Raw genomic sequence first — 25,266 nt, 5'->3', positions numbered from 1 at the left:
GTCTAAAATTGTAGGCTTTTCGGCTTAATTTCACGTTAGCGGCCGAGCCGCCCGGCAGGCCCAGCCACCCCGGCCGATTGCGGGGTCCAGGCGATGGAATGAGCAATGGGCAGCCTGCTCCGAAGCGCGACAAAGCCGCGAGACAACGCCCTCAAAAGGTGTAAGATTCAGCAAAACAGGAGGGAGCGGCATGTTTGAAATCAACGGTTTCGACACGGCAGGCGTCGTCAGCCTCAAGCGGCTGTCACTCGAGGCCGCCCTCAAGAAGGCCAGAGAGCTCGTCGCGGACGGGTGCTGGGACGTTCAGATCGTTGATCCAACCGGCCGGATATACACCTCGTTCGAGGAGCAGGCCGCGTAGCCGCCCCGCCTTCCCTTTTCAGAAATCACCCAGCCGTCGGATCGCGCTTCGCGAACTCCTGGCGTTGCCGTGATCCAAATGAAAACCCCAGCGCCTGGTGGGAAGCGCTGGGGCGTTTTCAAAATATCAATCGGTAAAGCAATGCGGCCTTCATAGCAGCGGCCTCGGAGGTCGACTGTGAGCCGGTTCACAGCACGTCGCCGATTTTTCCATATCTGCGACGGTCGCCAGCGCTGGCCGACAACGTAACCGATCCGCTATCCGCCTCGACCGACATTGGACGAGGCGCTGTTCAGCCACCGCTGCGTTGCTTCATCGCTCCAGCCGGGGACCGCGAAGCGCGCCCGCGGATTCACGTCAGCGCCGGAACGATCAACCGCGGGAGAGCGCGGATGATGTGCGCGGGAGCGATGCGTCGTTGCAGCGTTTGCGGCGGTGCACAGGACGATCAATAGACCCATGGCCAGAACAGAGCGCATCGTATCGGTTCCAATCGAGCAACCCGCTCGGGCTGATGTGATGCGCCAACCGTCCCGCCGCAATCTGACGCGGCATCACAGCTAAGCGATAGACACGCGAGCGCAACGCCCTTGCGGTGGCACGAACCGCCGCTCAACGCCCGCGCGCCGCGCCGTTGCCAATCAACTCATTTGGGAGCACGCTCTCTCCAGGCGCTCAAGACGCCACACAGGGAGAGACACATGAAGGAATCTGGCCTGGATGGCCGCCATCGGGACAAGGATGGCGGGATCAGCAAGAAGCACGGCAACACGCTGGTTGGCACGTTGCGCAAGATCTACGGAAAGGGTTTTGCGGCCGGCTATCCCGATGCGACCCAGCTCAGCGAGGTCCTGGCTCAGCTGAACGAGACGTCGCTGAGCCAGTTGCGCCGCGATCACGACACCGGGCATTTGGGGCACAAGATCGACCACGCCTCGAAGTGACTGATGTCACCTGTCTGATTGACCCGGCTGGATGAAGACGGCGCCAGACCGGCGCATCCGTCCTCACCCCTCGTCCAGCACCTCGAACAACTCTTCAACCCGCTCGAACGGCGCGTCGCGCATCTGGCTGTGATAGACGACGCGATCGCCGTCGCGCTGCAGTGACTTCCCTCTCGACTTCCGCAACCGTCCGGGCAGGAACGTTGCGGCCACCGCCCCGAGGCCGACGTCGAGCCGGATGATGCCCCTTCGCTTGCATTCGAGCCTGAGCTTCGCGGCGGCAAAGAAGTCGCGCGCGACTTTCGGCAGCGGGCCGAAGCGGCGGGAGGTTTCCTCCTCGAGGTCGACGAGGTCGTCCTCGCTGCTGCATCTTGCGGCGCGCGCATAGAGTTCGAGCCGCACGGGCTCGGAATGCACATAGGTCTCGGGCAGCATGTCCGCGACCGGCAGGTTCAGGTCGGGCACCCACACCGCGGCCCGTTCCTCGTCGACTTTCTCCGAGGCCATTTTCAGCAGGTGGCTGTAGAGCACGGGCCCGAACACCTGGACATGGCCGGATTGCTGCTCCGAAAACAGATCGCCCGCACCTCTGAGATCGAGATCGCGTTCGCTGATGGCAAAGCCGGCGCCCGGCCGGCTGAACTCCTCGAGCACGGCCAGCCGCTTCTCCGACTGCCCGGAATTCGTCTCGGTCAGCAGATGGGCGAACGCGCGGATGCCGCTGCGTCCGACCCGTCCGCGCAGCTGATGCAGCTGGGCAAGGCCGAACTTTTCGGGCCAGCAGACCACGATGGTGTTCGCACGCGGAATGTCGAGGCCGCTCTCCACGATGTTGGTCGCGAGCAGGACGTCGGCCCTGCCCTCGACGAAGCTCATCATCCGGTCGTCGATCTCGTCGGCAGCCAATCTGCCGTGCAGGCACACGATGCGAAGATCACCGGCCACCGCCTGCACCCGCGCCAGCATCGGATCCAGATCCTGGATGCGCGGACAGATCAGAAAACTCTGGCCATGGCGCCGCTGCTCGCGCAGCAACGCCGACGCAATGGCCGCATCCGACAGCGGCGCAATCCTGGTTGCGACCGGAAGCCGGTGAACCGGCGGCGAGGCGATCACGCTGAGGTCGCGGAATCCGGCAAGGCCGGCGGCGAGCGTGCGCGGGATCGGCGTGGCGCTCATCATCAGCACATGGACATTTTTGGCGAGACTGGAAAGCCTGGCCTTCTCCGCCGCGCCAAAATGCTGCTCCTCGTCGATGATGACGAGGCCGAGATCGTCGAACTTCACGTCCTTGCCGCCGAGTGCCTGCGTTCCAACCACGACCTTGATCCGGCCGCTGCGCAGTCCCTCCCTGGTCGCCCGCAGCTCGGCGCCGGATGTCGCCCGCGACAGGTTCCCCACCTCGATGTCGAACGGGGCGAAGCGCTTCTGGAACGTTGCGACATGCTGCCGTGCCAGCACCGTCGTCGGCACCGCGATCGCCACCTGCTTGCCCGACAGCACCACAGCGGCAGCCGCCCGCAGCGCCACCTCGGTCTTGCCAAATCCCACGTCGCCGCAGATCACCCGGTCCATCGGATGGCCGGATGCAAGATCCTCCAGCACGTCGCGGATCGCCTTCGCCTGGTCGACCGTCGTGAAATAAGGAAAGCGCGCGACGAATTTCTCATAGGCCGATCCCGGCGGAACCAGCTTGTCGGCGCGCCGCCTGCGGCGCTGACTGATGTGCTTGGCCAGCACCTTGCCGGCGATCTGGATTTCGCGCTCGGCCTCGGTGCGGCGGGCCCACCATGAGCTGCCGTCCGCCTTGTCGAGCGCAAGCTTGCCGGGCTCGGTTGCGTAAGGCCACATCAGCGCCAGATCGGGCGGCGGCACGAGAACCGCATTGTCGCCTGCGAACACCAGGCGGATCATCTCGCGCAGTGCGCCGCCGCCCGTGTTCACGGTCTGCAGGCCATCGAGCACGGCAAGGCCGCGCTGGAGATGCACGACCACCGTGCCCTGCTCGGGCACGTCGGCATGGTCGAAGGCCGCGCTCCAGGCCCGCGCCATCGGCTGCGCATGATGCGCCCGGCTGCCGAGCACGTCGGGCGCCGTCACGACAACGAGCGACTTTTTCCCCGGGACGACGAAGCCCGCATCGAGATCGGCCAGAAGCGCCGCCTCGCCGCTCCGCCCGCGCACCGCCTCGTCCCAATTCTCGCAGCGCTGCGCCTTGACGCCGCCCATCCGCTCCATCACGCGCAGGTCGTCCTCCTGCGCCGCGACCAGGATCAGCCGCGAGCCGGCCCGGCGCGTCTCCTCGACAAAGGCACGCAGCGCCTTCCTGGAGGAGGTCAGCTTCGAAAACTCCGGGATGGGCTGGAACGACGCCGTCCGCGGCAATACCTTCATGCCCCTGGAGAGCTGCTTCCAGTCGCGCCGTCCAATGTATTCGCGTTCCCTCTCCGCGCGAGGCGCGGCCTCCTCGATCGTGCTCAGCCAGCCGTCGACGTGCAACGGCACCCCTGCATCGGCGATCCATTTGGCGCGCCCGCAATAGTCGAACAGCGTCGCGCGCTTGCCGCGTTTGCCGGCGAAGGCCAGCCGCTCCGACATGGGATCGACGAGAAGCTCGCTGGTCTCAAAGATGATGTCGTGCTCTTTCGGATCGAACGCCACGATCCGGCTGATGGCGCGGCCTGAATGCTCGATCCGGAACGGCCCCAGCGCGCCCGCGGGAAATATCTCGAAGGTCTGCCCGTGAAACAGGGCTCCGCCCGGATAATCCGGCTCGTCCTCGAGATCATATCCCAGCTCTTCGAGGCGCCCGCGCAGGTCCCGCTCGGAAAACGCGCCGCCCACCTTCAGGCTCACGCTCAGGCGCGACAGGCTCGCAGGCGGCGGCAGGCGCTCCATCACGGCTTCCGCCGTCGAGACCAGAAAGAGCGGCTTCCTGGATTTCGCGAGGCGTCGCAGCACCGAGGCTCTGCGCCCTGCCAGTTCGTGCGACGGCTCGAGCTGATCGAACGGCAAAGTGTTCAATCGCGGAAACACCAGGACCTCGCAGGCGGGATCGAGCGCGTGAATGACGCTACCGAGCCGCTCCGCCCTGTTCTCGCTCTCGGCGAGAAAAACGATGCCGCTGCGTCCGGACTGCTTCCATTGTGCAAGCAGATGCAGAGCCATCGAACCGAGGGGCGATGAAGACGAGATCGTGGCGCGCTGCGATCCTTTGCCCTTCTTTGGCGATGTCTTGGTCGCCTTCGCCTTTTTGGAAAGCCTCACTTGAATCCGTCTCTGGTCGTAAACTGTCACCCACCGAACGCGAGCCGCCTCATTGTCGATTCGGCGGTTCGCCGCCATCCATATGGGATTTGCCCTGCCAACGCACGCCTCGTGGCAACGTTCGGAGCGCCATCGCGCTCCCGAAATCTTTGGCTGTGGATCGGAACTCGCCGCTTCCGAAGCATTCAACGCGGCGTGGGACCTGCTTCTCTGGATGCACGGGCTGCTGCGATCGAGGACGCGCTGCTCGCATGTCCAGCACGAAAAACCCCAGCGCTTGGACGCTGGGGCGTTTCGTTCAAAATGAAATGGTCAAGCAATACGCTTTCATAGCAGCGAATGTGTCGCGTGCTTGTGAACTGGTTCACACGCGCTGTTGGTTGTTGGCGCGGCCCGATCATGCCGGAACGGGGTACCGCCCCTCCGGTTTGAGCCTGCGCGCGCCGCGGGCTAGGATGCCTTCTTTTACGGAGGCTCATTTGAAACCATTCATTTTCGTCGCCGCCATTGCACTCCTTGCGGCGTCCCCCGCCCGCTCGCAGCCGCTGGTCGATCCCAACAAGGTTGCTCCCGAATTCCGCGAGGCGGCCGAGAAGCGCCGGGCCGAGCAGTTGCGGCAGCGTGAATGCGCGCTGAAGGCCGATCTCGACAAGGTGCTGCCCAGGGATCGCACCGCGTATCTGAACCATTGCCTCGACACGCTCGCAGCCAGGCAATAGCGGCTGGTCGGGCAGCTCTAACGACCTGAGCCTGTTGACGACCTCTGCCTGCCGCCAGTCGCGGCGGGCCGATGACGCCCGGCCGCATCTTGCGAGCATCGCCGTCGTGCGCACGACATCGGCTGCGACAAGACCTCCGGTGAATTCACCAAGGCCTTCAGGCTTTCTTCAGACATTTGGGATCACCTGACGATCCATTCCCATCGGTCATTGTCGGTCGCGCATGAGTTTCGTCCAGATTCAGTGCACGCGCTGCAAGTCCGTGTTCCGCGATCGCGCCGGGCGGTTGCAGGACGGCTATTCCAGGCAATGTCCGAGTTGCGAGGTGGTGCTGTTTTTCGCCGAGGATTCGCAGCACCCCTTCGTCAAGCGCGCGATGCGCAACGCGCGCAAGGCGCGCAAGGAACAGCGCGAGGCCGAGGCGGCAAGGCGCGTCGCGCCGGAGCCGCGCGCGGCGCGCTCGCGGTCATTCGCCGGGCGGGACCGATCGGTGGATCGGGAAGACTAGAGCCGTTGTCCGTTCCGATAGAATCGGAACGGGGCCCTGGATTCCTATTTTGACGCGTTGTCTTGACGCCAACCGGTATCCACTTCGCGAGAACGCGAACTCAGCCGCGCCGCCGCGGCTTCCTCGGAAACAGGCGGTCGCGGATATAGCGCGAGGTCGGGGTCAGGCGGATGCCGCGCGGCTTCTGCCAGGCGGCGCGGTCGATCTCCTTCTTGTCGCCGATCGCGAGCCTGCCCTTGGCGCCCTTGGCGATGAAGATCGCATCGCTCATCTTGCGGCCGGAGCGCTTGTTCCTGGCCTTCACTTCCTTCCAGAGGCTGATCCGGCCGAGCTTCAGCTTGGGCAGCTCCTCCTTGATCTCGCGCCGCAGGCAGTCCTTCTCGGACTCGCGCGCGCGCTTGCGGCCGCCCGGGAACATCCACAGGCCGTCCGACCGGCGTCTGACCAACAATACCTTGCCGCGCTTGGCGGCAACCAGCTTGGAAGACTTCGCCATTGCTGCCGTAATCGAAAATAGAATCGTCCCAATCGTAACTTGTCTAGTCGGATAGACAAGTTCGGGACGCGCCTTGATCACAGGCCGCGGGCCTTCAGGCCAGCTGCGACACGGCGTTCAGATCGCGCCGTTCGAGGACGCAAGATCAGCCTTCGCTCGCCTTCGCGCCCGCCCGGTCCTCCGTCCTGATCCAGGCCATCATCATCTCCCAGGCCACCGACAGGATGATCGGCCCGATAAACAGGCCGACGATGCCATGGGCGAGCGTGCCGCCGATCACGCCGACGAAGATCACGATGGTCGGCGTGGTCAGGCCGCGCCCCATCACGAGCGGCTTCAGCATGGTGTCGATGAAACCGACCAGGACGAGAAACACCGTGAGCAGCAGCGCCGTGGTGACGTCCTTGGCGGTCCAGATCCAGATGATCACCGGCAGCAGCACGAGGAAGGCGCCGATCTGCACGATCGAGAGCAGCAGCACGATGAAGGCGAGAAGGCCGGCGCTCGGAACGGCTGCGAGCTTGAAGCCGATGCCGGCGAGCAGTGCCTGCACGATCGCGACGCCGATCACCCCTTGCGCCACGGCGCGGATGGTCGCGCCGGCGAGCCCCAGGAAATGCTCGCTCTGCTCGGGCACGATGCGAAACAGGAAGCCGCGGCTGGCCGCAACCAACCGCGGCCCATGCGGGAACAGGAAGCCGGCGACGAACACCGAGACCAGAAACTGGAGCGTGCCGACGCCGGCATCGCCCGCGAACGACAGCAGCGGTCCTGCCAGCGGCTGGAGATAGGGCGCCACTTCGCGCAGCACCGCGCGGATGTTGGTGTAGGCCTGGTCCCAGAGGTCGTAGAGCCACGGGCCGACGAGCGGCCACGACTTGAGCTGCTCCGGCGCCGACTGGAGCGCGAGATCGCCGGTGCCGAGCTGGTGCGCCAGCTCGCGCACGCCGTCCACCGCGCTGATACCGAGCCAGGTTGCAGGGCCGATGACGATGCCGAGCGTGATCAAGGTGAGGATCGCCGCGGCGGTCTTGGGCCGACCGCCGAGGATCTTGGCGACCCAGCTGAAGGCCGGATAGAACGCGACCGCGAGCACGCCGCTCCAGGCCAGGATCGGCACGAACGGACGGATGATCAGGAAGGTCCAGATGATCAGCAGGGCGAGCAGGCCGAGCCGGATCACGAGCTGGATGATGTCCTCTCCCGTCAGGAGCTGACGGAGGCTTTTCACGGGCACGACTTTCTTCGCGGCATCGACGCTGGTTCCGGCACATGCACGGGCAAGCCGTTATTGCCAGCCCCGCATCCGGCGTCAAGACGAGGCGGGCTCCCGCTCCGGCTTGACCGGACCGAGGGCTGATCCTGCGGCAACGCCTGCGCGGCTAGAAGTGGTAGTTCACGCCGACCGTTCCGGTCTGGATGTTCAGCTTCACATTGGCCGGCGTGGCCGCCAGGTTGCCTGATGTCGCCGGCTGCTCGGTGATCGCGGCGAAGCCCATGTAGTTGTACTCGGCCCTCACCGACCAGTTCGGCATGAACATCCATTCGACGCCGCCGCCGGCGAGCCAGCCGGTGCGGTTGAAGCTGCCCGAGGCAGAACCGGCGAGCGCGCCGGCAAGGCCATTATTGGCATTGTACTTGTCGCGGGTGAAGGCCGCACCGCCCTTGGCGTAGAGCAGCACGCGGTCGAAGGCGACGCCGAACCGGCCGGCGACCGTGGCGATGTAGTCGTTCTTGAGCGACAAAGTGAAGCCGGCGCCGCCGCCGAACGGACCGCCGGCGTTCAGCGTGACGCTGGACCAGGCGCCCGTGCCCTCGAGGCCCACCACGACATTGCCGATCTGGTAGTTGCCGCCGATCTGGCCGCCGACGATGCCGCCGCTGGCGGTGACGGAGGTCCAGACCGCGGTCGGATCGGTCGGGTCGATGCCTGTCCACTTGCTCCAGGCGCCGCCGCCGTGGGCGCCGATATAGAAGCCGGTCCAGGTGAAGATCGCAGCCGGCACCGGCGCCTTCACCGGCGCAGGCGCGATGATATCCGCAGCGAATGCCGGCGTTGCCAGCGACAGCAGCGCGGCCGTCAAAACGAGCTTTGTCCCCATCATCTCACCCCCGCTTGCGCGCCTCCCGACCGAGGCGACTGGGTGAAATCTAGCTGCCGGACCAGGCGCGCGCTTGGACCTGTCGGCGGCGCGATTTGGACTGACCGGCGCTCCGAACACCCGGAACATCCTGCACTGGCTCGGAGCGGAGCCCGGTTTGGCTAACGGCGATTAACCGGATTTCGTTGCCCCAGTTTACGCCGATGCAAAGACCCGCTCCTACCGTGCACCGAGGTCCCAAGAAAACATTCCGTGCAAATGGCCAACAGCATCTGGACGATCGAAGAATTCACCTGCACCGGTTGCAGCATGAACTACACCGCGACCAGGGAAGAGCACAGCGAAGCGCATTCCGGCAGCTTCAGATGCAAAATCTGCAGCGGCGTGGTGCACGCATGGTCCGGCAAGCATCACTTCTTCGGCTGGCAAGCCGTGAAGACGAAGCCGCCGGTATTCGGCCGGCGCTGGGCGGGCGTGGGTTGGTAGTAGACGGACGCTGACGAGCGAGCGGGCCGCGCGGCGGGTTTGGCCGCGATACCGGTCATCGATTGCGTATGGTTGGCGCAGAGAGAAGCATCGTCAGTCGATAGTCGGGCCAGCCCGCAAGAGACAGCGACACCTGCTGATAGCGCAGCAGTCCCATGGTCGGATGATCGAACGCACGTTCGCCCCCTTCGCGTGCCAAAACCCCCTGCGTCTCCCAGCAGCGCTCGAAGTCCGAGCTTCCAATTCTCAGTTCGTCTACGAGGCGGCGAATATCCGGATCGTCGGCGTAGCCCGTCACCGCGGCGCGGAACTCTGCGACGACACGATGCGCACGGGACGTCCAGTCCAGGATCAGAGTTCGCGCCTCAGGCCGGAGGAAGATGTAGCGCAGAAGGTTTTTTTCGCCGTCAGCATCGAGCCATCCCGCAAACAGTCGGGACGCTTTCGCGTTCCAACGGCGCGCGCTCCATGTGCGATCGAGGATGTAGGCGGGACCATCGATCGCATCGACGCAGGCCAGTACCCCCTCAGGTGGATCATCCCTGTTGCCCGGCCGCTCCGGATCGCGCTTGCCCGCAAGCTCAAACAGATAGCCGCGCTCGGCTCGTGACAGGCGCAATCCGCGTGCGAGGCGCGCAAGTGTCGAAGCAGAGACGGACACATCGCGCCCCTGCTCGATCCATGTGTACCAGGTGGCGCTCAATCCGCAGAGCTGAGCGACCTCCTCGCGCCGGAGGCCGGGCGTGCGCCGTCGTGGTCCGGCGGCGAGACCGAATTCCGCCGGAGACTGGCGCTGCCGGAGCGCCCGCAAGAACGCGCTGAGCGAGAGTGCCGGAGCAATCGGATCCTGTCCTTTCATGGTGGTCTTTATACCAGGATAACGTGTATCCTTAAACCGGTACATTTGACGTGTTAGTTTCGGCCTCGGCTTCGTCGCTACGCAAAGGACGGACGGGAATGGGCAAGCAATTCGCAAGGATCGAGCCAGAGCACAGGGCTTTCATCGAGCGGCAGAAGATCTTCTTCGTCGCCAGCGCCCCGCCGAAGGGACGCATCAACGTCTCGCCCAAGGGCCTGTCCTCATTCCGGGTGCTCGGAGAAACTGACGTCGCCTACCTCGATTGCACTGGCAGCGGCAGCGAGACCCGCGCGCACCTGGTCGCCTCGAACGACAAGCGGCTGACCATCATGTTTTGCGCCTTCGATGGCGATCCGATGATCCTGCGGCTCTATGGTCAGGGTCGATCGCTGATGCGCGGCACGCCGGAGTACGCCGATCTCGTTCCGAAGTTCGAGGAAGTTGCAGGCGCCCGCCAAATCGTACGCCTCTCGATTGACCTCGTGCAGACGTCGTGCGGTCTGGGCGTGCCGCTGTTCGACTACAAGCAAGAGCGAGGCAACCTCGTGCGCTACTGGACGGCGCAGGGCGTCAACAATCTGCGGAAATACTGGGGTCTGAAGAACATGAAGAGCATCGACGGCCTGCCGACCGGCTTTGCCCCCGACAGCATGGCTCCGCCACGCTGACAGACCAAGACTGCGTTCCCCCACACCTCCGTCATTGCGAGCGCAGCGAAGCAATCCAGAATCTTTCCGCGCGTGACTGCCTGGATTGTTTCGCTGCGCTCGCAATGACGAATCTGTTGAAGCGACGGTTGCGATCTCTGCCACGTCGCGCTGGCGAAGGCCGGCCCCCGTTAGCCCGGTCAAAGCCGCCTTCTAGTACCGCGGCTTCTGCTAAGCTGCGAGACGGCTTAAACTCCCCTTCCCCGCAACTGAAGCCGACACGCAATGACCGCACCTTTCGTTCCCCAGATCGCCCTCTATCGCAACTGGCTCGCCGAGCAGCGTGGCCTCACCTTCGGCAGCTACGAAGACATGCGGCAATGGTCGGTGCGCGATCTCGACGGCTTCTGGCGCAGCATCTGGGACTATTATGATCTGCAATCGCCGACGCCGTTCGCTGCCGTGATCACCGAGCGCAAGATGCCCGGCGCGGTCTGGTTTCCCGGCGCGCAGGTGAACTACGCGCGTCAGGTATTCCGGCATGTCGAAGCCGCCGACGCCGCCGGCCTGCCCGCGATCGTCAGCGGCGGCGAGGATGGCAGGCTGAGGGAAACGAGCTGGCCGGAGCTGCGGCGCAAGGCGGCCGCGCTCTCGCTGCATCTGAAGGATAACGGTATCAAGCCCGGCGACCGCGTCGCGGCCTATCTGCCCAACATTCCCGAGACCATCATCGCGTTCCTCGCGACCGCCAGCATCGGCGCGGTCTGGAGCGTCTGCGCACCCGATATGGCCGCGCCCGCCGTGATCGACCGCTTCAAGCAGATCGAACCCAAAGTGCTGATCGCCTGCGACGCCGTCACCTATGCCGGCCGGCGGCACGACCGGCGCGACGTCGTCGCCGAACTGCGGCGATCGCTGCCCACGGTCGCGCATGTCATCCTGCACAGCGAGGCCGGTGCGCCTGCCGCGCCGGATGCCCTGCTCTCCGATATTGTCGCCGGGACAAGCGCCGCGATTGACGCGTTCGAGCCGGCCTGGCTGCCGTTCGATCATCCGCTCTGGATCGTCTATTCCAGCGGCACCACCGGCCTGCCCAAGCCGATCGTGCACGGCCATGGCGGCATCGTCATCGTGGTGCTGGCGCTGCTCGGCCTGCACAACGACATCGGCTGCTCCTATCACCAAAACTCTTTCGGCGAGCGCTATCACTGGTACTCTTCGACCGGCTGGATCATGTGGAATTCGCAAGTCGGCGGCCTGCTCGGCGGCACCACCTGCTGCATCTTCGACGGCAGCCCCGGCGGTGCCAAGGACAAGCCGGACTGGACCACGCTATGGCGCTTCGTGGCGCAATCGAAAGCGACCTTCTTCGGCGCGGGCGCGGCGTTCTTCGCCAACTGCGCCAAGGCCGAAATCGATCTTGCCGCCGCGGGCGATCTGTCGCGGCTGCGCTGCCTCGGCTCGACCGGATCGCCGCTCAGCGCCGACACGCAAGCCTGGTTCAACGACCGCTTCGCCGCACTGTCGAAGACCAATGGCAGCAAGGCGCAGGCCGACATCTGGTGGGCGAACATTTCCGGCGGCACCGATTTCGCCGGTGCCTTCATCGGCGGCAACCGCGAATTGCCACAAACGCCCGGCGCGATGCAGTGTCGCCTGCTCGGCGCCGCCGTCGAAGCCTTCAGCGAACAGGGCCGCGCCGTCACGGACGAGGTCGGCGAGCTCGTCTGCACCGAGCCGATGCCGTCGATGCCGCTCTACTTCTGGAACGACAAGGACGGCGTGCGTTACCGCTCCAGCTATTTCGAGACCTATCCGGACAATTTCGACGGCAGCGGCCGCGGCCCCGTGTGGCGGCACGGCGACTGGCTCAAGGTCAATCCGGACGGCTCCTGCATCATCTACGGCCGCAGCGATGCCACCATCAACCGGCACGGCCTGCGCATGGGCACGAGCGAACTCTATTCCGCGATCGAAACCTTGCCGGAGGTGCTGGACTCCCTCGTCGTCGACCTCGAATATCTCGGGCGCGACAGCTACATGCCGCTGTTCGTGGTGCTTCGCGAAGGCGTCGCGCTCGACGCCGCGATGCAGGAGAAGATCAACAAGGCGATCGAGGCCGGTCTCTCCCGGCGCTTCCTGCCGAACGAGATCTTCGCCGTCGCCGAGATCCCACGCACGCTGTCGGGCAAGAAGCAGGAGCTGCCGATCAAGAAGCTGCTGCTCGGCCAGCCCGTCGAGAAGGTCATCAACAAGGAGGCGATGGCCAATCCCGGCTGCCTCGACTGGTATCGCCTTCGCGCGCGACTATCTGGCGCGACGCGCTGCGTAGCTGCGATCAGCCTCCGCCGAAATTGGAGGGATCGAGATTCCTGTTCTCCGACGGCGGGATCGGCGGCCACCCGGGAAATTTGTACCAGCCGGGCGGCACCGGCGCGTCCTCGGCCGGACGGACGACCACGGGGTGGTGCGGGCGGGCGTGGCGCGCCGGCGCGGCGGCGGCAGCCCCGCATGCTGACATCAAGAGGATCACAATCGGGATAAACCGCATCGCATGGGCTCCAAACGTCCACCCGGGCTGACATGTGGTGCGGGAACCATGCTGTGCCCACGCATACGCGACGTCGCGACCGGTCACAACGGCGGCACCGCGACATGCGGACGATCAGCCCAATTGCGCCGATGCCGTTTGCACTCCGTTCACCGATCGCCGCTAGATCAGGACGAATCCACAGCGACGAACCGCGGAAATGGCCGACCTCAACGCCGTCCTCACCAGGCTCAACGATCGTCTGCTCCGCCTCGAGGGCGAGCTGTTCGTGCTGCGCTCGCTGGCGCGCGCAACCCTGACGGCCGGCGACGATCATGCGGCGCGGATGCGCAAGCTGGTCGAGGCGGCCAAGGTCGCGCTCGACGACGAGGCGAAGCGAGAGCTCGACAAGCCAACGCGAAAATATGTCGATGCGGCCACCGCACTCGTGGAGGAATTGCTGGCGGAGCCGACCCCGGCGCGGCCATTGTTCACCGTCATCGACGGCGGCCGGCGCGACTGAGCGCGTCAGATCAAACGTGTCGTATCGGCATCGTTGGAGCCAGCCTTCAGCCGGCTGAGACCTGCCTCGATGATCGCGATCTCCTCGTCGATCTGACCGATCGGCAGGCTGAAATCATAGCCCGACCTGCTCTTCAGATCGACCGCGAGCCGCTGCCTGTGCATCATCAGCTCGTCGAGGCCGCGCCTGTTCTTCAGTCGGACATAGATGTCGACGATCTGCTCAATCGCGCTCGGCATGAAATCGGTCCCGGCGAAAAAGGCCCGCGCGGCGCACCCACGCCGGCGGGACATTTTCGGTGTCGCGGTACGCATTACAAATCCGCGACGGATTCGTCGATACGCCAGGCAGGTTGAGAACGCGTTACCGTCAGATGATTTTGCGACGCGCGGCATGAAAAGGCCGCTGGCGATCAGGCCAGCGGCCAAAGCCGGGTTCGAAAATGGATCCGGATCAAATGTCGCCAGCCCCGGTATCGCCATTCTAACGGGGGGATGGATTCCTTCTGTTCGAAATGAAACACAGGAACCGTCACATCATCATTTGCCGCTCGACCGTGGCCGTGCGGCAACGCTAGTCGGCGACGCAGAAGTACGTCCGCGGCAGTCGGCGATAGGCGCTGTAGCGATAATGCGGCCGGTAGGCGTAGCCGCGATAGAGCGCCGGCGGCTCCTCGCCGTAATAGGCGCCATCATAGAAATTATAGACCGGTCCCCCCGCGCAACGATAAGCGTCCCAGGTCGGCCCGATGAACGGCGCGACGCCGATCTCGGGCGGGACCGCCGGGTACGGCCCGCCGGCATGGCCCGGGGTGGCCGCAATCAGTGTCGCAAGAACGATGAACCAGGCGCTGCGCATGCGCTCGCTCCGAGCCGGTGCAATGGCGCGCATGCAAGCACCGGAACGGTCGGCCGCGCAATCGCGGAATTCACCGTCTCCTGCGCCCGGCGCATTGTTGATAACCGGCAGAAACGGCCCGCAGATGGTGACACGGCGCCCGGACGTGTTATCGGGGGTATGACGCAGTTGCGAGACGGATCGGACACACATGCGCATTACCCTCGTCGGCTCCCGCCATTTCGGCGTGACCACCCTGAACATGCTCCGGGAGCACAGCGTGTCGATCGCGCGGGTCGTGGTGGCCGATGCCGAGGACCGCCTTGCTGCGACCGCCAGGGCGGCCGGCATCGAGGTGGTGGTGCAGGCCAATCCGAAGCTGGTGGTCGCCTCCGAGATCGCGCCCGACACCGATTTGATCATTACCGCGCACAGCCATGCCCGGATCGGAAAGGACGCGCTCGCCGCGGCCAGGTTCGGCGGGATCGGCTATCACCCCTCGCTGCTGCCGCGCCACCGTGGCAAGGCCGCCGTGGAATGGACCATCAAGGAAGGCGATCCGATCGCCGGCGGCACGATCTATCATCTCGCCGATCGCATGGATGCCGGCGCCATCGCCGCGCAGGACTGGTGCTTCGTCAAGAAGGGCGAGACCGCCCGCGAACTCTGGGAGCGCGCGCTCGCCCCGCTCGGGCTCAAATTGCTGGCCGACGTGATCGATTACGTCAAAGTCCACAAGGCACTGCCGGCCAAGGTTCAGGACGAGCAGTTCGCGACTTCCGCGCCGAGTCTGTCCTGACGTTTACCCTTAACGTGAAGCCGCATTGATTCTGCTTGAAAAATCGGAGCCAAAATCACAAATAAACCATTGTTTCCACAGGAACAATTTTCGATTTGGCATTGCAACAAATTTCCGTCACATTTCGTCCGAATAAGCGTCAGGATATCAGACAAATTCAAGGACGGAATTCATGCGTTTTGGTCGCATCGCGGCGTTCTGTGCCGCTTCAGTTTTCGCCGGCACCCTCGCCGCCACCGCCTTCGCCCAGACCCCCTATGACGGCAACTGGCAGGTCACCATCGTGACCAAGTCCGGTTCCTGCGAGCCGACCGCAAGCTCCATGCTGACAGTCGCCGACGGCAAGATCACCGCGCCCGGCGCTAACGTTTCCGGCACCATCGGCAGCGGGGGACTTGTGAAAGTTTCGATCAATGGTGCATATGCCAACGGTCAACTCAGCGGCAACGCCGGATCGGGGAAGTGGAATGGAGCATCTGCAGGCATACCGTGCAGCGGGCGGTGGGAAGCATCGCGCCAATAAACCAATCGAGACTCGCGCCGGAGGCCGGCGGCTGCTGATCGCGGCCGCCGTTTTGCTTGCGGCAGCGTTCGCGAACACTGAAAGCAAGGCCCAGTCCGGCCCGTTTGCCCCGCTCGCGGGCAGCTGGAGCGGCGGCGGGATCGTCACCCTGGATGACGGCTCCACCGAACGCATCCGTTGCCGGGCCAAATATGCTCCGATCGGGCCCACCATGGAGATGTCGCTGACCTGTGCCAGCGACGCCTACAAGTTCAACCTCGCCGCCAACGTCCGGTCCGAAGGCAGCGCCATTACCGGCGTTGGAGCGAGGCCAGCCGTAACATCAGCGGCTCGCTCCAGGGCCGCGGTGGCGGTGGAAGTTTCGAGGTGGTCGCCAGCGCCGCTGGTTTCAACGCAAACATCTCGCTGCGGACCTCCGGCAACAAGCAGACGGTCACGATGCGCGCGGACAGCCAGTTCCGCGGCGCCAACATCTCGATGTCGCGCTAAGCCAGTACGACGACACGACAATCGATCCGGCGCCCGCGCCGGATCGATTTTTTTATGCGCTGGGAACGAACGCCGTCACCTCGATCTCGACCTTGGCCCGGTCGTCGACGAGGCCTCCGATGTAGAGCAGCGTCGAAGGCGGGAAATTGCGGCCCAGCGTCTCCTTCCAGGCCGCGCCGATGCCGGCGCCTGCGGCCTCATATTCGCTGCGGCTGGTCAGGTACCAGGTTAGGCGGACGATGTGCTCGGGGCCGGCGCCGGCCTCGCCCAGCAGCTTGATGATCCGCTTCAGCGCGGTTGCGACCTGGCCCGCCATGTCAGGGGCGTATTCGCCCGCCTCGTCGCCGCCGGTCTGCCCGGCCAGCACCACCCAGCGGCCCGGCCCCTCGACCACGACGCCATGGGAAAAGCCGCGCGGTTTCTTCCACTCGGCCGGCTGCAGGATACGCATGAGCTGTTTCTCCCATTTCGCTCGTTGGCCTTCCCTTAGCACGCACCCGTGCATCGCTGCATCCGCAGTTTTGGCCGTTGCAAACCGTATTGATGTCGCGGATACCAGCCTGCCCTCCAACGCCCTTTCCTTCCGCATCGCGCGCCAATGACCACTCCTCCGTCCAAAACGATGGCTGCATTGTGGATGGCCGGGTGGCTGTCGCTGACCCTGGTGATGGCGGTCGCGGGACGCGAGGCCGTGCGCGAGATGAACGTCTTCCAGGTGATGGAGGTTCGCTCGCTGCTCGGCCTCTGCATGCTGTATCCGATGATCCGGCGCGCCGGCGGATTCGGGACGCTCAGGACGAGGCGCCTGCCGCAGCACATCGCGCGCAATCTGATCCACTACGTCTCGCAGCTCGGCTGGTTCTTCGCGCTGACGCTGATTCCGATCGGCCAGGTGGTGGCAATCGAGTTCACGATGCCGATCTGGACGGCGATCCTCGCCGCGAGCTTTCTGTCGGAGCGCATGACCTCGTGGAAGATCGCTGCGATCGTGCTCGGCCTCGTCGGCGTGATCGTCATCGTGCGGCCCGCGACCGGCGAGATCAATCAGGGCCAGTTGATCGCGCTCGGCGCCGCGGTCGGGTTCGGCGTGTCCATGGCGTTGGTGAAATCGCTCACCCGGACCGAGAGCGCGCTGGCGGTCCTGTTCTGGATGCTGGTCGTGCAGTCGGTCGCAGGCTTCCTGCCGACGCTCTATGTCTGGGCCTGGCCGCCCACTTATGTCTGGGGTTGGGTGGCGGTGATCTCGGTCTGCGGCACGTTCGCGCATTATTGCCTCGCCAGCGCCATGCGCTACGCGGACGCGACGGTGGTGGTTCCGATGGACTTCCTGCGGGTTCCTCTCACCGCGACGGCCGGCTGGCTGCTGTATTCAGAACGGCTTGACGGCTGGACCGTGCTCGGGGCGGCGCTGATCCTGTTCGGCAACCTCCTGAATCTGAAGCCGGCGGCCCCGATTCCGGCCCGCGCGCAGTGAACCGGCGCGCGGCCTCGCGCGACAAAAACAAAGTGGTCGAACGTGATCTGGATCACGTTAGAAGGGGCATTCCATCGTGCACATTCGGCCGCGAAGCAGTGGGTTGGGCGAACCGTCGTTTCGCTAGCGCGAAGCCGGGCGTTTTCGTGTAGGTTCGTCGCCAATTTGTTGCTGCCTGCAATTCGATTCTGGGGATCTCAGATGCGCTATCTCACCCTCATCGCCTCGCTGATGTGCATGGCACTGTCGGTCAGTGCCGCGAAGGCGGACCGCCGTGTTGCTTTCGTCGTCGGCAACGGTTCCTACAAGAACGTCGCGCAATTGCCGAACCCGCCGATCGACGCCAAGGCGATGGCGGCGACGCTGCGCAATGTCGGCTTCGACGTGATCGAAGGGTCCAATCTCAGCCGCGACCAGATGACGGAAAAGCTGCTCGACTTCGGCCGCAAGGCGCAGGGCTCCGACATCGCATTGTTCTACTATGCCGGTCACGGCATCGCCGTCGGCGGCACCAACTACCTGCTGCCGGTTGACGCCGACATCAAGTCGGAGATGGACGTCAAGCTGGGCGCTGCGATCAACATCGACCTGACACTCGAGCAGACCATGGGCGATGCCAAGGTCAAGCTCGTCTTCCTCGATGCCTGCCGCGACAATCCGTTCGCCGCCAAGATCAAGTCGAACTCCGCGACCCGCAGCGTCAACGTGCAGAGCGGCCTTGCCGAGATGAAGTCCGGCGAAGGCACGCTGATCGCGTTCGCAACCGGCCCCGGCCAGACCGCGCTCGACGGCCAGGAGGGCAACAACAGCCCGTTCACCCGCGCGCTGATCGACAACATCACCAAGCCCGGCATCGAGATCCAGCAGGCGATGACGTCGGTGCGCGCCCAGGTCAACGAAGAGACCCACAAGGGCCAGCTTCCCTGGGGCCACACCAACCTGATCGGCGCCGTCTATCTCAACCAGGCCCCGACCACCCAGGTTGCCAACGCGGCGCCGACGGCGGCTGGCAGCGTGCCAGCGGCGACTGGCGGCTCGGACGGCGTCGAACTCGAATACTGGCGCTCGGTGAAGGAGTCCAACAAGCCGGAAGAGCTCAACGCCTACCTCTCGGCCTATCCGAACGGCCAGTTCAAGGCCCTGGCGTTGGCGCGGCTTGCCGCGATCAAGAGCGGCCCCTCGACCGCGACGCGCACCCTCAACGCCGGCGTCGATCCTGCGACCTTCACCGATGAGGCCACTCAGATTACCGAGGACCAGATCGGCCTCGACAAGAACCAGCGCCGCGACGTGCAGCGTCGCCTCACCGGCCTCGGCTTCGACACCAAGCAGACTGGCGTGTTCAGCGACGAGACCCGGACCGTACTCAAGCGCTGGCAGGCCGCGCGCGGCTATCCTTCGTCAGGTTACCTCAACAAGCTCCAGCACAAGGCGCTGCTCTCGGAGGTCGTGGCTGCTCCGCCGACTGCGAGCGACAACAGCCAGAAGGCGGCCCGGCGCGCCAGCGCCCCCGCGGCCAGCAGCGCACCGGCGCCGGCTCCCCAACGCAGCAACCCCGGCGATGCGGCCGGCGCGGCCTTCGTCGGCGGCGTCGTCGGCGGCATGATGGGCGGCATGTTCCGCCGCTGAGGCCAGATCAAACCCCAAATACAAAAGCCCGGCTCGCGCCGGGCTTTTTCGTTGGGCGACCTGGAAAGACCGGGCGCTACTTCCCCGTCGCCTTCCGCAGCGCCTCGTTGATGCGATCCTGCCAGCCGGGACCGCCCTCCTGGAAGAACTCCAGCACGTCCTGGTCGAGGCGCAGCGTAACCTGCTCCTTGATCCCAGGCGCCACGTTCTGCTTCGGCGGCGCCGCGGCGACCTTGGCCGTCACCTTCTTGAACGCCGCCTCGGCCTCGGTCCTGGCATCGCCAAGCGTGCGCGGCCGCCTCGGTAGATCCGCCATGTCCTAGATTCCCTCAAACAGAGCCGTCGAAAGATACCGCTCGGAGAAGGACGGTACCACCGCCAGGATGGTTTTTCCCGCAGCTTCCGGCCGCTTGCCGATCTGGAGCGCCGCGGCGATCGCAGCACCCGAGGAGATACCGCCCGGAATGCCCTCGTGCCGCGCCAATGCGCGCGAGGTCTCGATCGCCGTGGTCGAGTTGATTTTGACGATCTCGTCGATCACGGAGCGATCGAGGATATCAGGGACGAAGCCCGCGCCGATGCCCTGGATCTTGTGCGGCGTATGCTGTCCCCCTGATAGCACCGGGCTCTCCTCCGGCTCGACCGCCACCACCCGCAACGAGCCCTTGCGCGGCTTGAGCACCTGGCCGACGCCGGTGATCGTGCCGCCGGTGCCGACGCCTGCAACGAAGAAATCGATGTTGCCGCCGGTGTCGTTCCAGATCTCCTCCGCGGTGGTGCGGCGGTGCACCTCGGGATTGGCGAGGTTCTTGAACTGCTGCGGCATCACCGAGTTCGGCGTCGTCTTGACCAGCTCCTCGGCGGCGGCGATCGCGCCCTTCATGCCTTGTGCGGCCGGCGTCAGCACCAGCTCCGCGCCGAGAAAGGCCAGCATCTTGCGCCGTTCGATCGACATCGATTCCGGCATCACGAGCTTGAGCCGGTAGCCGCGCGAGGCGGCGACGAAGGCGAGTGCGATGCCGGTATTGCCGGAGGTCGGTTCGATCAGCACGGTATCCGGCTTGACGATACCGGCCTTCTCCATGGCGATGATCATGGCCGCGCCGATGCGGTCCTTCACGCTCGCGGCCGGATTGAAATATTCAAGTTTTGCCAAAATCGTCGCGTTCACACCGTGCATGCCCGGCAGCCGTCGCAATCGCACGATCGGCGTGTCGCCAAAAGCTTCGACAATCGAGTCATAGATCCGGCCGCGGCCGGGTTGATGCGCTGCACGCGTGGCGGACGATGCGTCCATGATGAACTCCCTGTAGCGACAATTTGCGCTTCTGCCGTGGCTCTTGCGCAGTTACAGACAGCTTGCGGCGACACGCAAGCGACAATGCGGCACATGTTAAATACGCTGCATCGCAAAATCACGTGAGCTACAAATATCAGAAAACCAACGCTTTTGTGTTGCGACCTCGTCAAGTGATTCTGCTTATGTTAGACTTACGTCTTAAAGCAGGGAGGTCACCACGATGTCAGCAGTTGCTGAAGTGTTGTCGACCGTCGCGCTGAACCGCGATCCGCGTTGTAGCGAGTTGCCCACCTGTCCGGTCTGCGCCGACTCCATGGTCGCCGCCGAAGCATCCGCCTACGTCTCGGACCACATGATCAGCTATCTCTGGACCTGCGACAATTGCGGTTACGGCTTCGTGACCAAGCATGCCGTCAGGCAGCGGATCGTGTGCAACTGACCCTCAGTCGCCCTGGCGCGGGGCGATGTCGCCCCTCGCCCAATCCTCGCGTGTACGCTGGTAGAACTCGTCGAACGTTCCGTGTGCGATCGCATCCCTGATGCCCTGCATCAGGGACTGATAGTAAGCGATATTGATCTCGGACAGCAGCATTGCCCCCAGCGTCTCGCCCGCCTTGACGAGATGATGCAGGTAGGCGCGCGCGTAGCTGCGCGTCGACGGCCATGTGCTTTCTTCGTCGAGCGGACGCGGATCGTCCGCATGACGCGCGTTGCGCAGATTCACCTGACCGAAGCGGGTGAACGCGACGCCGTGGCGGCCATTGCGTGTCGGCATCACGCAATCGAACATGTCGATGCCGCGCTTCACGGCTTCGATGATGTCGTCGGGCGTGCCGACACCCATCAGATAGCGCGGCCGCTCTTTCGGCAGCATCGGTGCGGTCTCGTCGATCATCGCCAGCATCACCGCCTGCGGTTCGCCGACCGCGAGGCCGCCGATCGCATAGCCGTGGAAGCCGATCGCGACGAGCCCTTCCGCGCTCGCATGACGAAGCTGGGGCACGTCGCCGCCCTGCACGATGCCGAACAGCATGTAACCGTCCGGCGCGCTCTCGAAGGCGCGCTTGCTGCGCTCGGCCCAGCGCAGCGACAATTGCATCGCGCGCTCGATATCGGCGTGCTCGGCGGGCAGCCGCACGCATTCGTCCATCTGCATGGCGATGTCGGAGCCGAGGAAACGCTGCACCTCGATCGAGCGCTCCGGCGACAGCTCGACCTTGGCGCCGTCGATATGCGAACGGAAGGTGACGGCGTGCTCGCTGACCTTGCGTAAGTCAGCAAGCGACATCACCTGGAAGCCGCCGGAATCCGTCAGCATCGGCCCACTCCAGCCGGTGAACCGCTGCAAGCCGCCGAGCGCCGCAATCCGCTCGGCGCCGGGGCGCAGCATCAGATGATAGGTGTTGCCGAGCACGATGTCGGCGCCGGCATCGCGCACCTCGCGCCAGTGCATGCCCTTCATGGCCCCGGCGGTCCCGACCGGCATGAAGGCCGGCGTGCGCACCACGCCATGCGGCGTGGTCAGGCGCCCGGTGCGCGCGGTGCCATCGGTGGCGAGCAGTTCGAAATGATTGGGGAGAGCTGCGTCAAGACGATTCATGGCGGTGCTTATTGCGTGTCGGAGAAGGCCGATCAACCCGCGGGACCGCACTTCGGCCACCCCGTGCCTCAGACTGGGACACAAATGGCCCCGGATATGGTCCCCGCCACCTTGTTAAACAAAACGATACCGTGTAGTTTTACGGTGGGGGCTGGACGAAAAGCCGCGGCGAGTTTGCCGGCGGCGGTAGATTCGTGATCGCCAGCCACCGACGATGCCCTTCGCTTCACATTCGACTGACGTGCCCGTCCCTTCACATGGCCGGGACAGGCAGACAGGCGCCCGCCTGATCGGGTTCCTGGTCCTGGCGTGCAGCCTGGCGCTCGGCGCCTGCACCTCCCTGCCCCGCGCGCCCTATACCGCCGCCGAGGCCAGCACCTCGCGCGTGCTCGATATCGATGGCCTCAGGCGCTACGCCGACGACCCCGTCACGAAGTTCAGCTTCGAGAAGGACAACAGCAACGCGTCAAAGTCCTATCTGGCGCTCTCCGGGGGCGGTGCGGACGGTGCCTACGGCGTCGGCGTGCTCAACGGCTGGACCGCGGCCAGAACCCGCCCCACCTTCTCGGTCGTCTCCGGCGTGAGCACCGGCGGACTGATCGCGCCCTTTGCGTTTCTCGGCCCGCAATATGACGACACGTTGAAGGAGGTCTACACCAGCGGCATCGCGGAAAGCCTCCTGAACGACCCCAGCATCATCCGCGTGCTGTTCGGATCCGGCCTGTTCGGCAATACGCGCCTGCGCGAGCTCGTCGCCCGCTATGTCGGGCCGGAGATCATGGCGCAAGTCGCGCGCGAGAATGCCAAGGGCCGAAGGCTATTGGTGGTGACGACCGATCTCGACACCCAGCGCACCGCGATCTGGGACATGGGCAAGATCGCCGAGGTCGGCACGCCCGCGGCGCTCAAACTGTTTCGCGACGTGATGGCGGCCTCCGCCAGCATTCCCCTGGTGTTTCCGCCGATCATGATCGACGCCGAAGGCCAGGGCCGCAGGTTTCAGGAGATGCACGTCGACGGCGGCGTGACGGCCCCGGTGCTGACGCTACCGGAAGCCTTGCTCTTCCAGGGCAACCGCCTGCCGGGCAGTGCGAAGATGGACATCTACATCCTCGTCAACAAGAAGATCGAACGCAACTTCGAGCTCGTGTCCAACAGCACCGTCGATGTCGCCTCACGCAGCCTGTCGGCGATCACGCAGTCGCAGACGCGTTCGATCATCTTCTCGACCTATGATTTCGCCAGGCGCAACCATTTGGGCTTCCATCTCTCCTACATCGCGCGCGACTACCCCGCACCGCCCTCGGAAGGATTCGACACCGCCTATATGCGGGCGCTCTATCAGTACGGATATGAGAAGGCGGCCGCGGGCCAGGCCTGGACTTCGGCACTGCCATGAGACCTCCGTGCCGGAACGAGGTCGTATCGAGACCGTTGACGATACGGCCAATTCGGCCAGATTCGCGATGACGCCCCGGTTGCTGCGCGTTATAGAGCAGTGACGACCGCGCAGGAATCATTGGGCATGGGATTGACTGCGACCAAGACAAGACCGGCAGCAGCACGGCGCGAGGTGCCGAAATCACGCGGCGGCCGGCCGACCAAGACCGCCGCGATCGAGCGCGATCAGCGGCTGATCGAGGTCGCCACCCGCCTGTTCCTGGATCGCGGCTTCGACGCCACCTCGCTCGATGCGGTTGCGGAAGCGGCACGGGTGAGCAAGCCGACCGTCTATTCCCGTTACGGCGACAAGCGTGGCCTGTTCGCCGCCGTGCTGAGGCGCGAGATCGCGCGCTGGCTTGCGCCGCTGTCGGCGGCCGCCGAGACGCAGCTCAGCAGCGCCTCGGACATCCCCGTCGAGCAGCGGCTGGTCGAGATCGGGCGCGAGATGCTGAGCTTCACCTGCGGGCCCGATGCCGTCGCCTTCAGCCGCATGATGACGTCACAGGCCATCAACTTCCCCGATGTCGCCAAGCTCGGCATGGAGGAAGGCTGGCTCAAGGCTGTCGCCACCACGGCACGCTTCTTCGACCATCTGGTGGCGCAAGGCGCGCTCGACCTCGACGACACCACCATCGCAGCGGAAGTGTTTCTCGACGTCGTCGTCGGTCATACCCACCGCATGGCGACATTCGGAACGGCACTGGAGTTGAAGTCCGCGGAAAAGCGGATGCGTACCGCGATCAAGCTGTTCCTGGCCGGCGCGCTGGGTCCGGCCGACCGCGTCCAGGACGCCACCAAGGGCACGCCGCGGCGACGCCCATCCCGCTGACAATTCCGTGAGGTTGCGATCTATCCCCTGGGGGAACACGCCCTCGCCATTGACCAAAATAAAACGATACGGTATGGTTTAGTTAAGTCGGTACGGGCCGCTTTTTTCACCAGCCCCAAAAGAGGTCCGTACCGCTTCGATCGCCGCGGCGGGTACAGCTCGCCGCAGCGCTCCGCGGCCGGCCGATGCCCAAGGCCGGCCGCGAATTCTTTACGATCATCCGGCACACTCGCTGGCCGAGGGTTTCGAGCATGACGACAGCCAAACGATGGACCTCACGACTGCTTGCGATCGCCCTGCCCGCGCTGCTCCTCGCAGCGCCCGCGCGGGCAATCGTGACCGCAGGCACACCGACCGCGCTTCACAGCGACACAGATGGTGACGCTGAGGCGGATCGCCAAGCGGTCAGCCGCGAGATCGAGCGCTTCCGCGGTTCGTCGATCTCGATCAGCCAGGCCATGGCTCTCGCAGAGTCCCGCCACGCCGGCGCCACCACGGCGGACGTGAGTTTCGACGGCGCCTCCGGCGTGCCGGTCTACCGGGTGAAGACGCTGCACAACGACCGGATCTGGCGCCACACCATCAATGCAGCGACCGGCGAGTTCGTCGGCGGAGAGGCCGCCCTGCCCCTTGCCGAGCTCGACCGCGACGATCGCAGCAACCTCGCAGCACTCGGCGCGATCCGGCACCGCCTTGCGGATGCCGTGCGCGTCGCCGAGCAGGCAGCGTCCGGCAAGGCGATCAGCGGCGGCCTCGTGCGCGAACGTGGCCGGCTCAATTTCGCGATCGTCGTGATCAGCGGCGACGACCTCAAGGAGGTCATCCTCGAGCCGCCGGGCGCCCGAACGAAGTAGAGACGGCTCCCGGCCGGCGGCCACAATCCCGCCGAAAAGCCATTGAC

Annotated in this window: 27 protein-coding genes and 2 pseudogenes; 17 read left to right on the top strand and 12 right to left on the bottom strand. The window is 64.9% G+C overall.

The window, feature by feature from the left end; translation table 11 throughout:
• The first annotated feature begins 190 nt into the window (after positions 1-190).
• Both EI171_RS44855 and EI171_RS24465 read left to right on the top strand, forming a co-directional pair.
• Positions 191-361: a hypothetical protein gene (locus tag EI171_RS44855; RefSeq protein ID WP_165448161.1), complete on the top strand. Its 171-nt coding sequence runs from the start codon at positions 191-193 to the stop codon at positions 359-361.
• Between the two features lie 701 nt (positions 362-1,062).
• A complete protein-coding gene (locus EI171_RS24465; RefSeq protein ID WP_011087435.1) occupies positions 1,063-1,305 on the top strand; it encodes a hypothetical protein in 243 nt (80 codons plus the stop codon).
• Between the two features lie 63 nt (positions 1,306-1,368).
• Here the strand turns inward: EI171_RS24465 and EI171_RS24460 are convergent, their stop codons facing one another.
• Complete coding sequence (locus EI171_RS24460; protein ID WP_161537071.1) at positions 1,369-4,473, bottom strand: DEAD/DEAH box helicase; 3,105 nt, start codon at positions 4,471-4,473, stop codon at positions 1,369-1,371.
• Positions 4,474-5,051: 578 nt separating this feature from the next.
• On the opposite strand from EI171_RS24460, the gene EI171_RS24455 reads away from it, so the two are divergent.
• Positions 5,052-5,291, top strand: coding sequence for a hypothetical protein (locus EI171_RS24455; protein ID WP_028173951.1), 240 nt, complete (start codon positions 5,052-5,054; stop codon positions 5,289-5,291).
• Between the two features lie 325 nt (positions 5,292-5,616).
• Positions 5,617-5,799 (top strand): hypothetical protein, encoded by a 183-nt coding sequence (locus EI171_RS45810; protein WP_231166484.1) that lies wholly within the window; start codon positions 5,617-5,619, stop codon positions 5,797-5,799.
• 100 nt (positions 5,800-5,899) lie between these two features.
• Here EI171_RS45810 and EI171_RS24445 read toward each other — a convergent pair whose 3' ends face one another.
• The 3 genes from EI171_RS24445 to EI171_RS24435 form a co-directional block, all read right to left on the bottom strand.
• Entirely contained in the window at positions 5,900-6,295 is a 396-nt protein-coding gene (locus tag EI171_RS24445; protein ID WP_028173949.1) for an NUDIX hydrolase, read from the bottom strand.
• Positions 6,296-6,440: 145 nt separating this feature from the next.
• Positions 6,441-7,532: an AI-2E family transporter gene (locus EI171_RS24440; RefSeq protein ID WP_060912142.1), complete on the bottom strand. Its 1,092-nt coding sequence runs from the start codon at positions 7,530-7,532 to the stop codon at positions 6,441-6,443.
• Positions 7,533-7,677: 145 nt separating this feature from the next.
• Complete coding sequence (locus tag EI171_RS24435) at positions 7,678-8,400, bottom strand: outer membrane protein (protein ID WP_246740256.1); 723 nt, start codon at positions 8,398-8,400, stop codon at positions 7,678-7,680.
• Positions 8,401-8,655: 255 nt separating this feature from the next.
• Between EI171_RS24435 and EI171_RS24430 the strand changes: the two genes are divergently transcribed.
• The gene (locus tag EI171_RS24430; protein ID WP_161534881.1) at positions 8,656-8,883 is read left to right on the top strand and encodes a hypothetical protein; all 228 of its coding nucleotides are present in this window, start codon (positions 8,656-8,658) and stop codon (positions 8,881-8,883) included.
• 55 nt (positions 8,884-8,938) lie between these two features.
• Here the strand turns inward: EI171_RS24430 and EI171_RS24425 are convergent, their stop codons facing one another.
• On the bottom strand, positions 8,939-9,742 hold the full coding sequence (locus EI171_RS24425) for a helix-turn-helix transcriptional regulator (RefSeq protein ID WP_161534880.1): 804 nt from the start codon (positions 9,740-9,742) through the stop codon (positions 8,939-8,941).
• Between the two features lie 98 nt (positions 9,743-9,840).
• On the opposite strand from EI171_RS24425, the gene EI171_RS24420 reads away from it, so the two are divergent.
• Positions 9,841-10,410 carry a pyridoxamine 5'-phosphate oxidase family protein gene (locus EI171_RS24420; protein ID WP_161534879.1) on the top strand — a complete coding sequence of 190 codons (570 nt, stop codon included), beginning with the start codon at positions 9,841-9,843 and terminating at the stop codon, positions 10,408-10,410.
• 264 nt (positions 10,411-10,674) lie between these two features.
• Positions 10,675-12,721: pseudogene (locus EI171_RS24415) on the top strand (acetoacetate--CoA ligase).
• Between the two features lie 6 nt (positions 12,722-12,727).
• Here EI171_RS24415 and EI171_RS45805 read toward each other — a convergent pair.
• Positions 12,728-12,940, bottom strand: coding sequence for a hypothetical protein (locus tag EI171_RS45805; protein WP_246740255.1), 213 nt, complete (start codon positions 12,938-12,940; stop codon positions 12,728-12,730).
• Between the two features lie 199 nt (positions 12,941-13,139).
• On the opposite strand from EI171_RS45805, the gene EI171_RS24410 reads away from it, so the two are divergent.
• Complete coding sequence (locus EI171_RS24410; protein WP_028173942.1) at positions 13,140-13,442, top strand: hypothetical protein; 303 nt, start codon at positions 13,140-13,142, stop codon at positions 13,440-13,442.
• A gap of 5 nt (positions 13,443-13,447) precedes the next feature.
• Here EI171_RS24410 and EI171_RS24405 read toward each other — a convergent pair whose 3' ends face one another.
• On the bottom strand, positions 13,448-13,681 hold the full coding sequence (locus tag EI171_RS24405) for a hypothetical protein (RefSeq protein WP_028173941.1): 234 nt from the start codon (positions 13,679-13,681) through the stop codon (positions 13,448-13,450).
• Between the two features lie 334 nt (positions 13,682-14,015).
• A complete protein-coding gene (locus tag EI171_RS24400) occupies positions 14,016-14,300 on the bottom strand; it encodes a hypothetical protein (RefSeq protein WP_028173940.1) in 285 nt (94 codons plus the stop codon).
• A 190-nt stretch (positions 14,301-14,490) separates the two neighbouring features.
• Between EI171_RS24400 and EI171_RS24395 the strand changes: the two genes are divergently transcribed.
• The 3 genes and pseudogenes from EI171_RS24395 to EI171_RS24385 all read left to right on the top strand — a co-directional run bounded on the left by EI171_RS24395 (position 14,491) and on the right by EI171_RS24385 (position 16,090).
• A complete protein-coding gene (locus tag EI171_RS24395; protein ID WP_011087445.1) occupies positions 14,491-15,078 on the top strand; it encodes a formyltransferase family protein in 588 nt (195 codons plus the stop codon).
• A gap of 172 nt (positions 15,079-15,250) precedes the next feature.
• Positions 15,251-15,601 (top strand): hypothetical protein, encoded by a 351-nt coding sequence (locus EI171_RS24390; protein ID WP_038967470.1) that lies wholly within the window; start codon positions 15,251-15,253, stop codon positions 15,599-15,601.
• A pseudogene (locus tag EI171_RS24385) lies at positions 15,546-16,090 on the top strand (hypothetical protein). The gene EI171_RS24390 and the pseudogene EI171_RS24385 overlap by 56 nt, the downstream one beginning before the upstream one ends.
• A gap of 52 nt (positions 16,091-16,142) precedes the next feature.
• Here EI171_RS24385 and EI171_RS24380 read toward each other — a convergent pair.
• Complete coding sequence (locus EI171_RS24380; RefSeq protein WP_011087447.1) at positions 16,143-16,541, bottom strand: RidA family protein; 399 nt, start codon at positions 16,539-16,541, stop codon at positions 16,143-16,145.
• Between the two features lie 147 nt (positions 16,542-16,688).
• Between EI171_RS24380 and EI171_RS24375 the strand changes: the two genes are divergently transcribed.
• A complete protein-coding gene (locus EI171_RS24375; protein WP_161534878.1) occupies positions 16,689-17,564 on the top strand; it encodes a DMT family transporter in 876 nt (291 codons plus the stop codon).
• Positions 17,565-17,765: 201 nt separating this feature from the next.
• A complete protein-coding gene (locus tag EI171_RS24370) occupies positions 17,766-19,193 on the top strand; it encodes a caspase family protein (RefSeq protein WP_028173937.1) in 1,428 nt (475 codons plus the stop codon).
• Positions 19,194-19,269: 76 nt separating this feature from the next.
• Here the strand turns inward: EI171_RS24370 and EI171_RS24365 are convergent, their stop codons facing one another.
• Both EI171_RS24365 and cysK read right to left on the bottom strand, forming a co-directional pair.
• Complete coding sequence (locus tag EI171_RS24365) at positions 19,270-19,509, bottom strand: BrnA antitoxin family protein (RefSeq protein WP_161534877.1); 240 nt, start codon at positions 19,507-19,509, stop codon at positions 19,270-19,272.
• 3 nt (positions 19,510-19,512) lie between these two features.
• Positions 19,513-20,490: a cysteine synthase A gene (cysK, locus tag EI171_RS24360; RefSeq protein WP_028171895.1), complete on the bottom strand. Its 978-nt coding sequence runs from the start codon at positions 20,488-20,490 to the stop codon at positions 19,513-19,515.
• 223 nt (positions 20,491-20,713) lie between these two features.
• Between cysK and EI171_RS24355 the strand changes: the two genes are divergently transcribed.
• The gene (locus EI171_RS24355; RefSeq protein ID WP_028171894.1) at positions 20,714-20,932 is read left to right on the top strand and encodes a hypothetical protein; all 219 of its coding nucleotides are present in this window, start codon (positions 20,714-20,716) and stop codon (positions 20,930-20,932) included.
• 3 nt (positions 20,933-20,935) lie between these two features.
• On the opposite strand, the gene tgt is transcribed toward EI171_RS24355, so the two are convergent.
• Positions 20,936-22,093, bottom strand: coding sequence for a tRNA guanosine(34) transglycosylase Tgt (gene tgt, locus EI171_RS24350; RefSeq protein WP_161534876.1), 1,158 nt, complete (start codon positions 22,091-22,093; stop codon positions 20,936-20,938).
• A 241-nt stretch (positions 22,094-22,334) separates the two neighbouring features.
• On the opposite strand from tgt, the gene EI171_RS24345 reads away from it, so the two are divergent.
• The 3 genes from EI171_RS24345 (at position 22,335) to EI171_RS24335 (ending at position 25,219) form a co-directional block, all read left to right on the top strand.
• Positions 22,335-23,492 (top strand): patatin-like phospholipase family protein, encoded by a 1,158-nt coding sequence (locus tag EI171_RS24345; RefSeq protein WP_371740251.1) that lies wholly within the window; start codon positions 22,335-22,337, stop codon positions 23,490-23,492.
• Positions 23,493-23,618: 126 nt separating this feature from the next.
• The gene (locus EI171_RS24340) at positions 23,619-24,365 is read left to right on the top strand and encodes a TetR/AcrR family transcriptional regulator (protein ID WP_060912132.1); all 747 of its coding nucleotides are present in this window, start codon (positions 23,619-23,621) and stop codon (positions 24,363-24,365) included.
• A 251-nt stretch (positions 24,366-24,616) separates the two neighbouring features.
• The gene (locus EI171_RS24335; RefSeq protein ID WP_028171890.1) at positions 24,617-25,219 is read left to right on the top strand and encodes a PepSY domain-containing protein; all 603 of its coding nucleotides are present in this window, start codon (positions 24,617-24,619) and stop codon (positions 25,217-25,219) included.
• Positions 25,220-25,266 lie beyond the last annotated feature (47 nt).

It is taken from the genome of Bradyrhizobium sp. LCT2 (genome assembly GCF_009931255.1).
GTDB lineage: Bacteria > Pseudomonadota > Alphaproteobacteria > Rhizobiales > Xanthobacteraceae > Bradyrhizobium > Bradyrhizobium diazoefficiens.
Note: the sequence above shows the minus strand (reverse complement) of the source record. Positions and strands in the feature narration are given on the sequence as shown.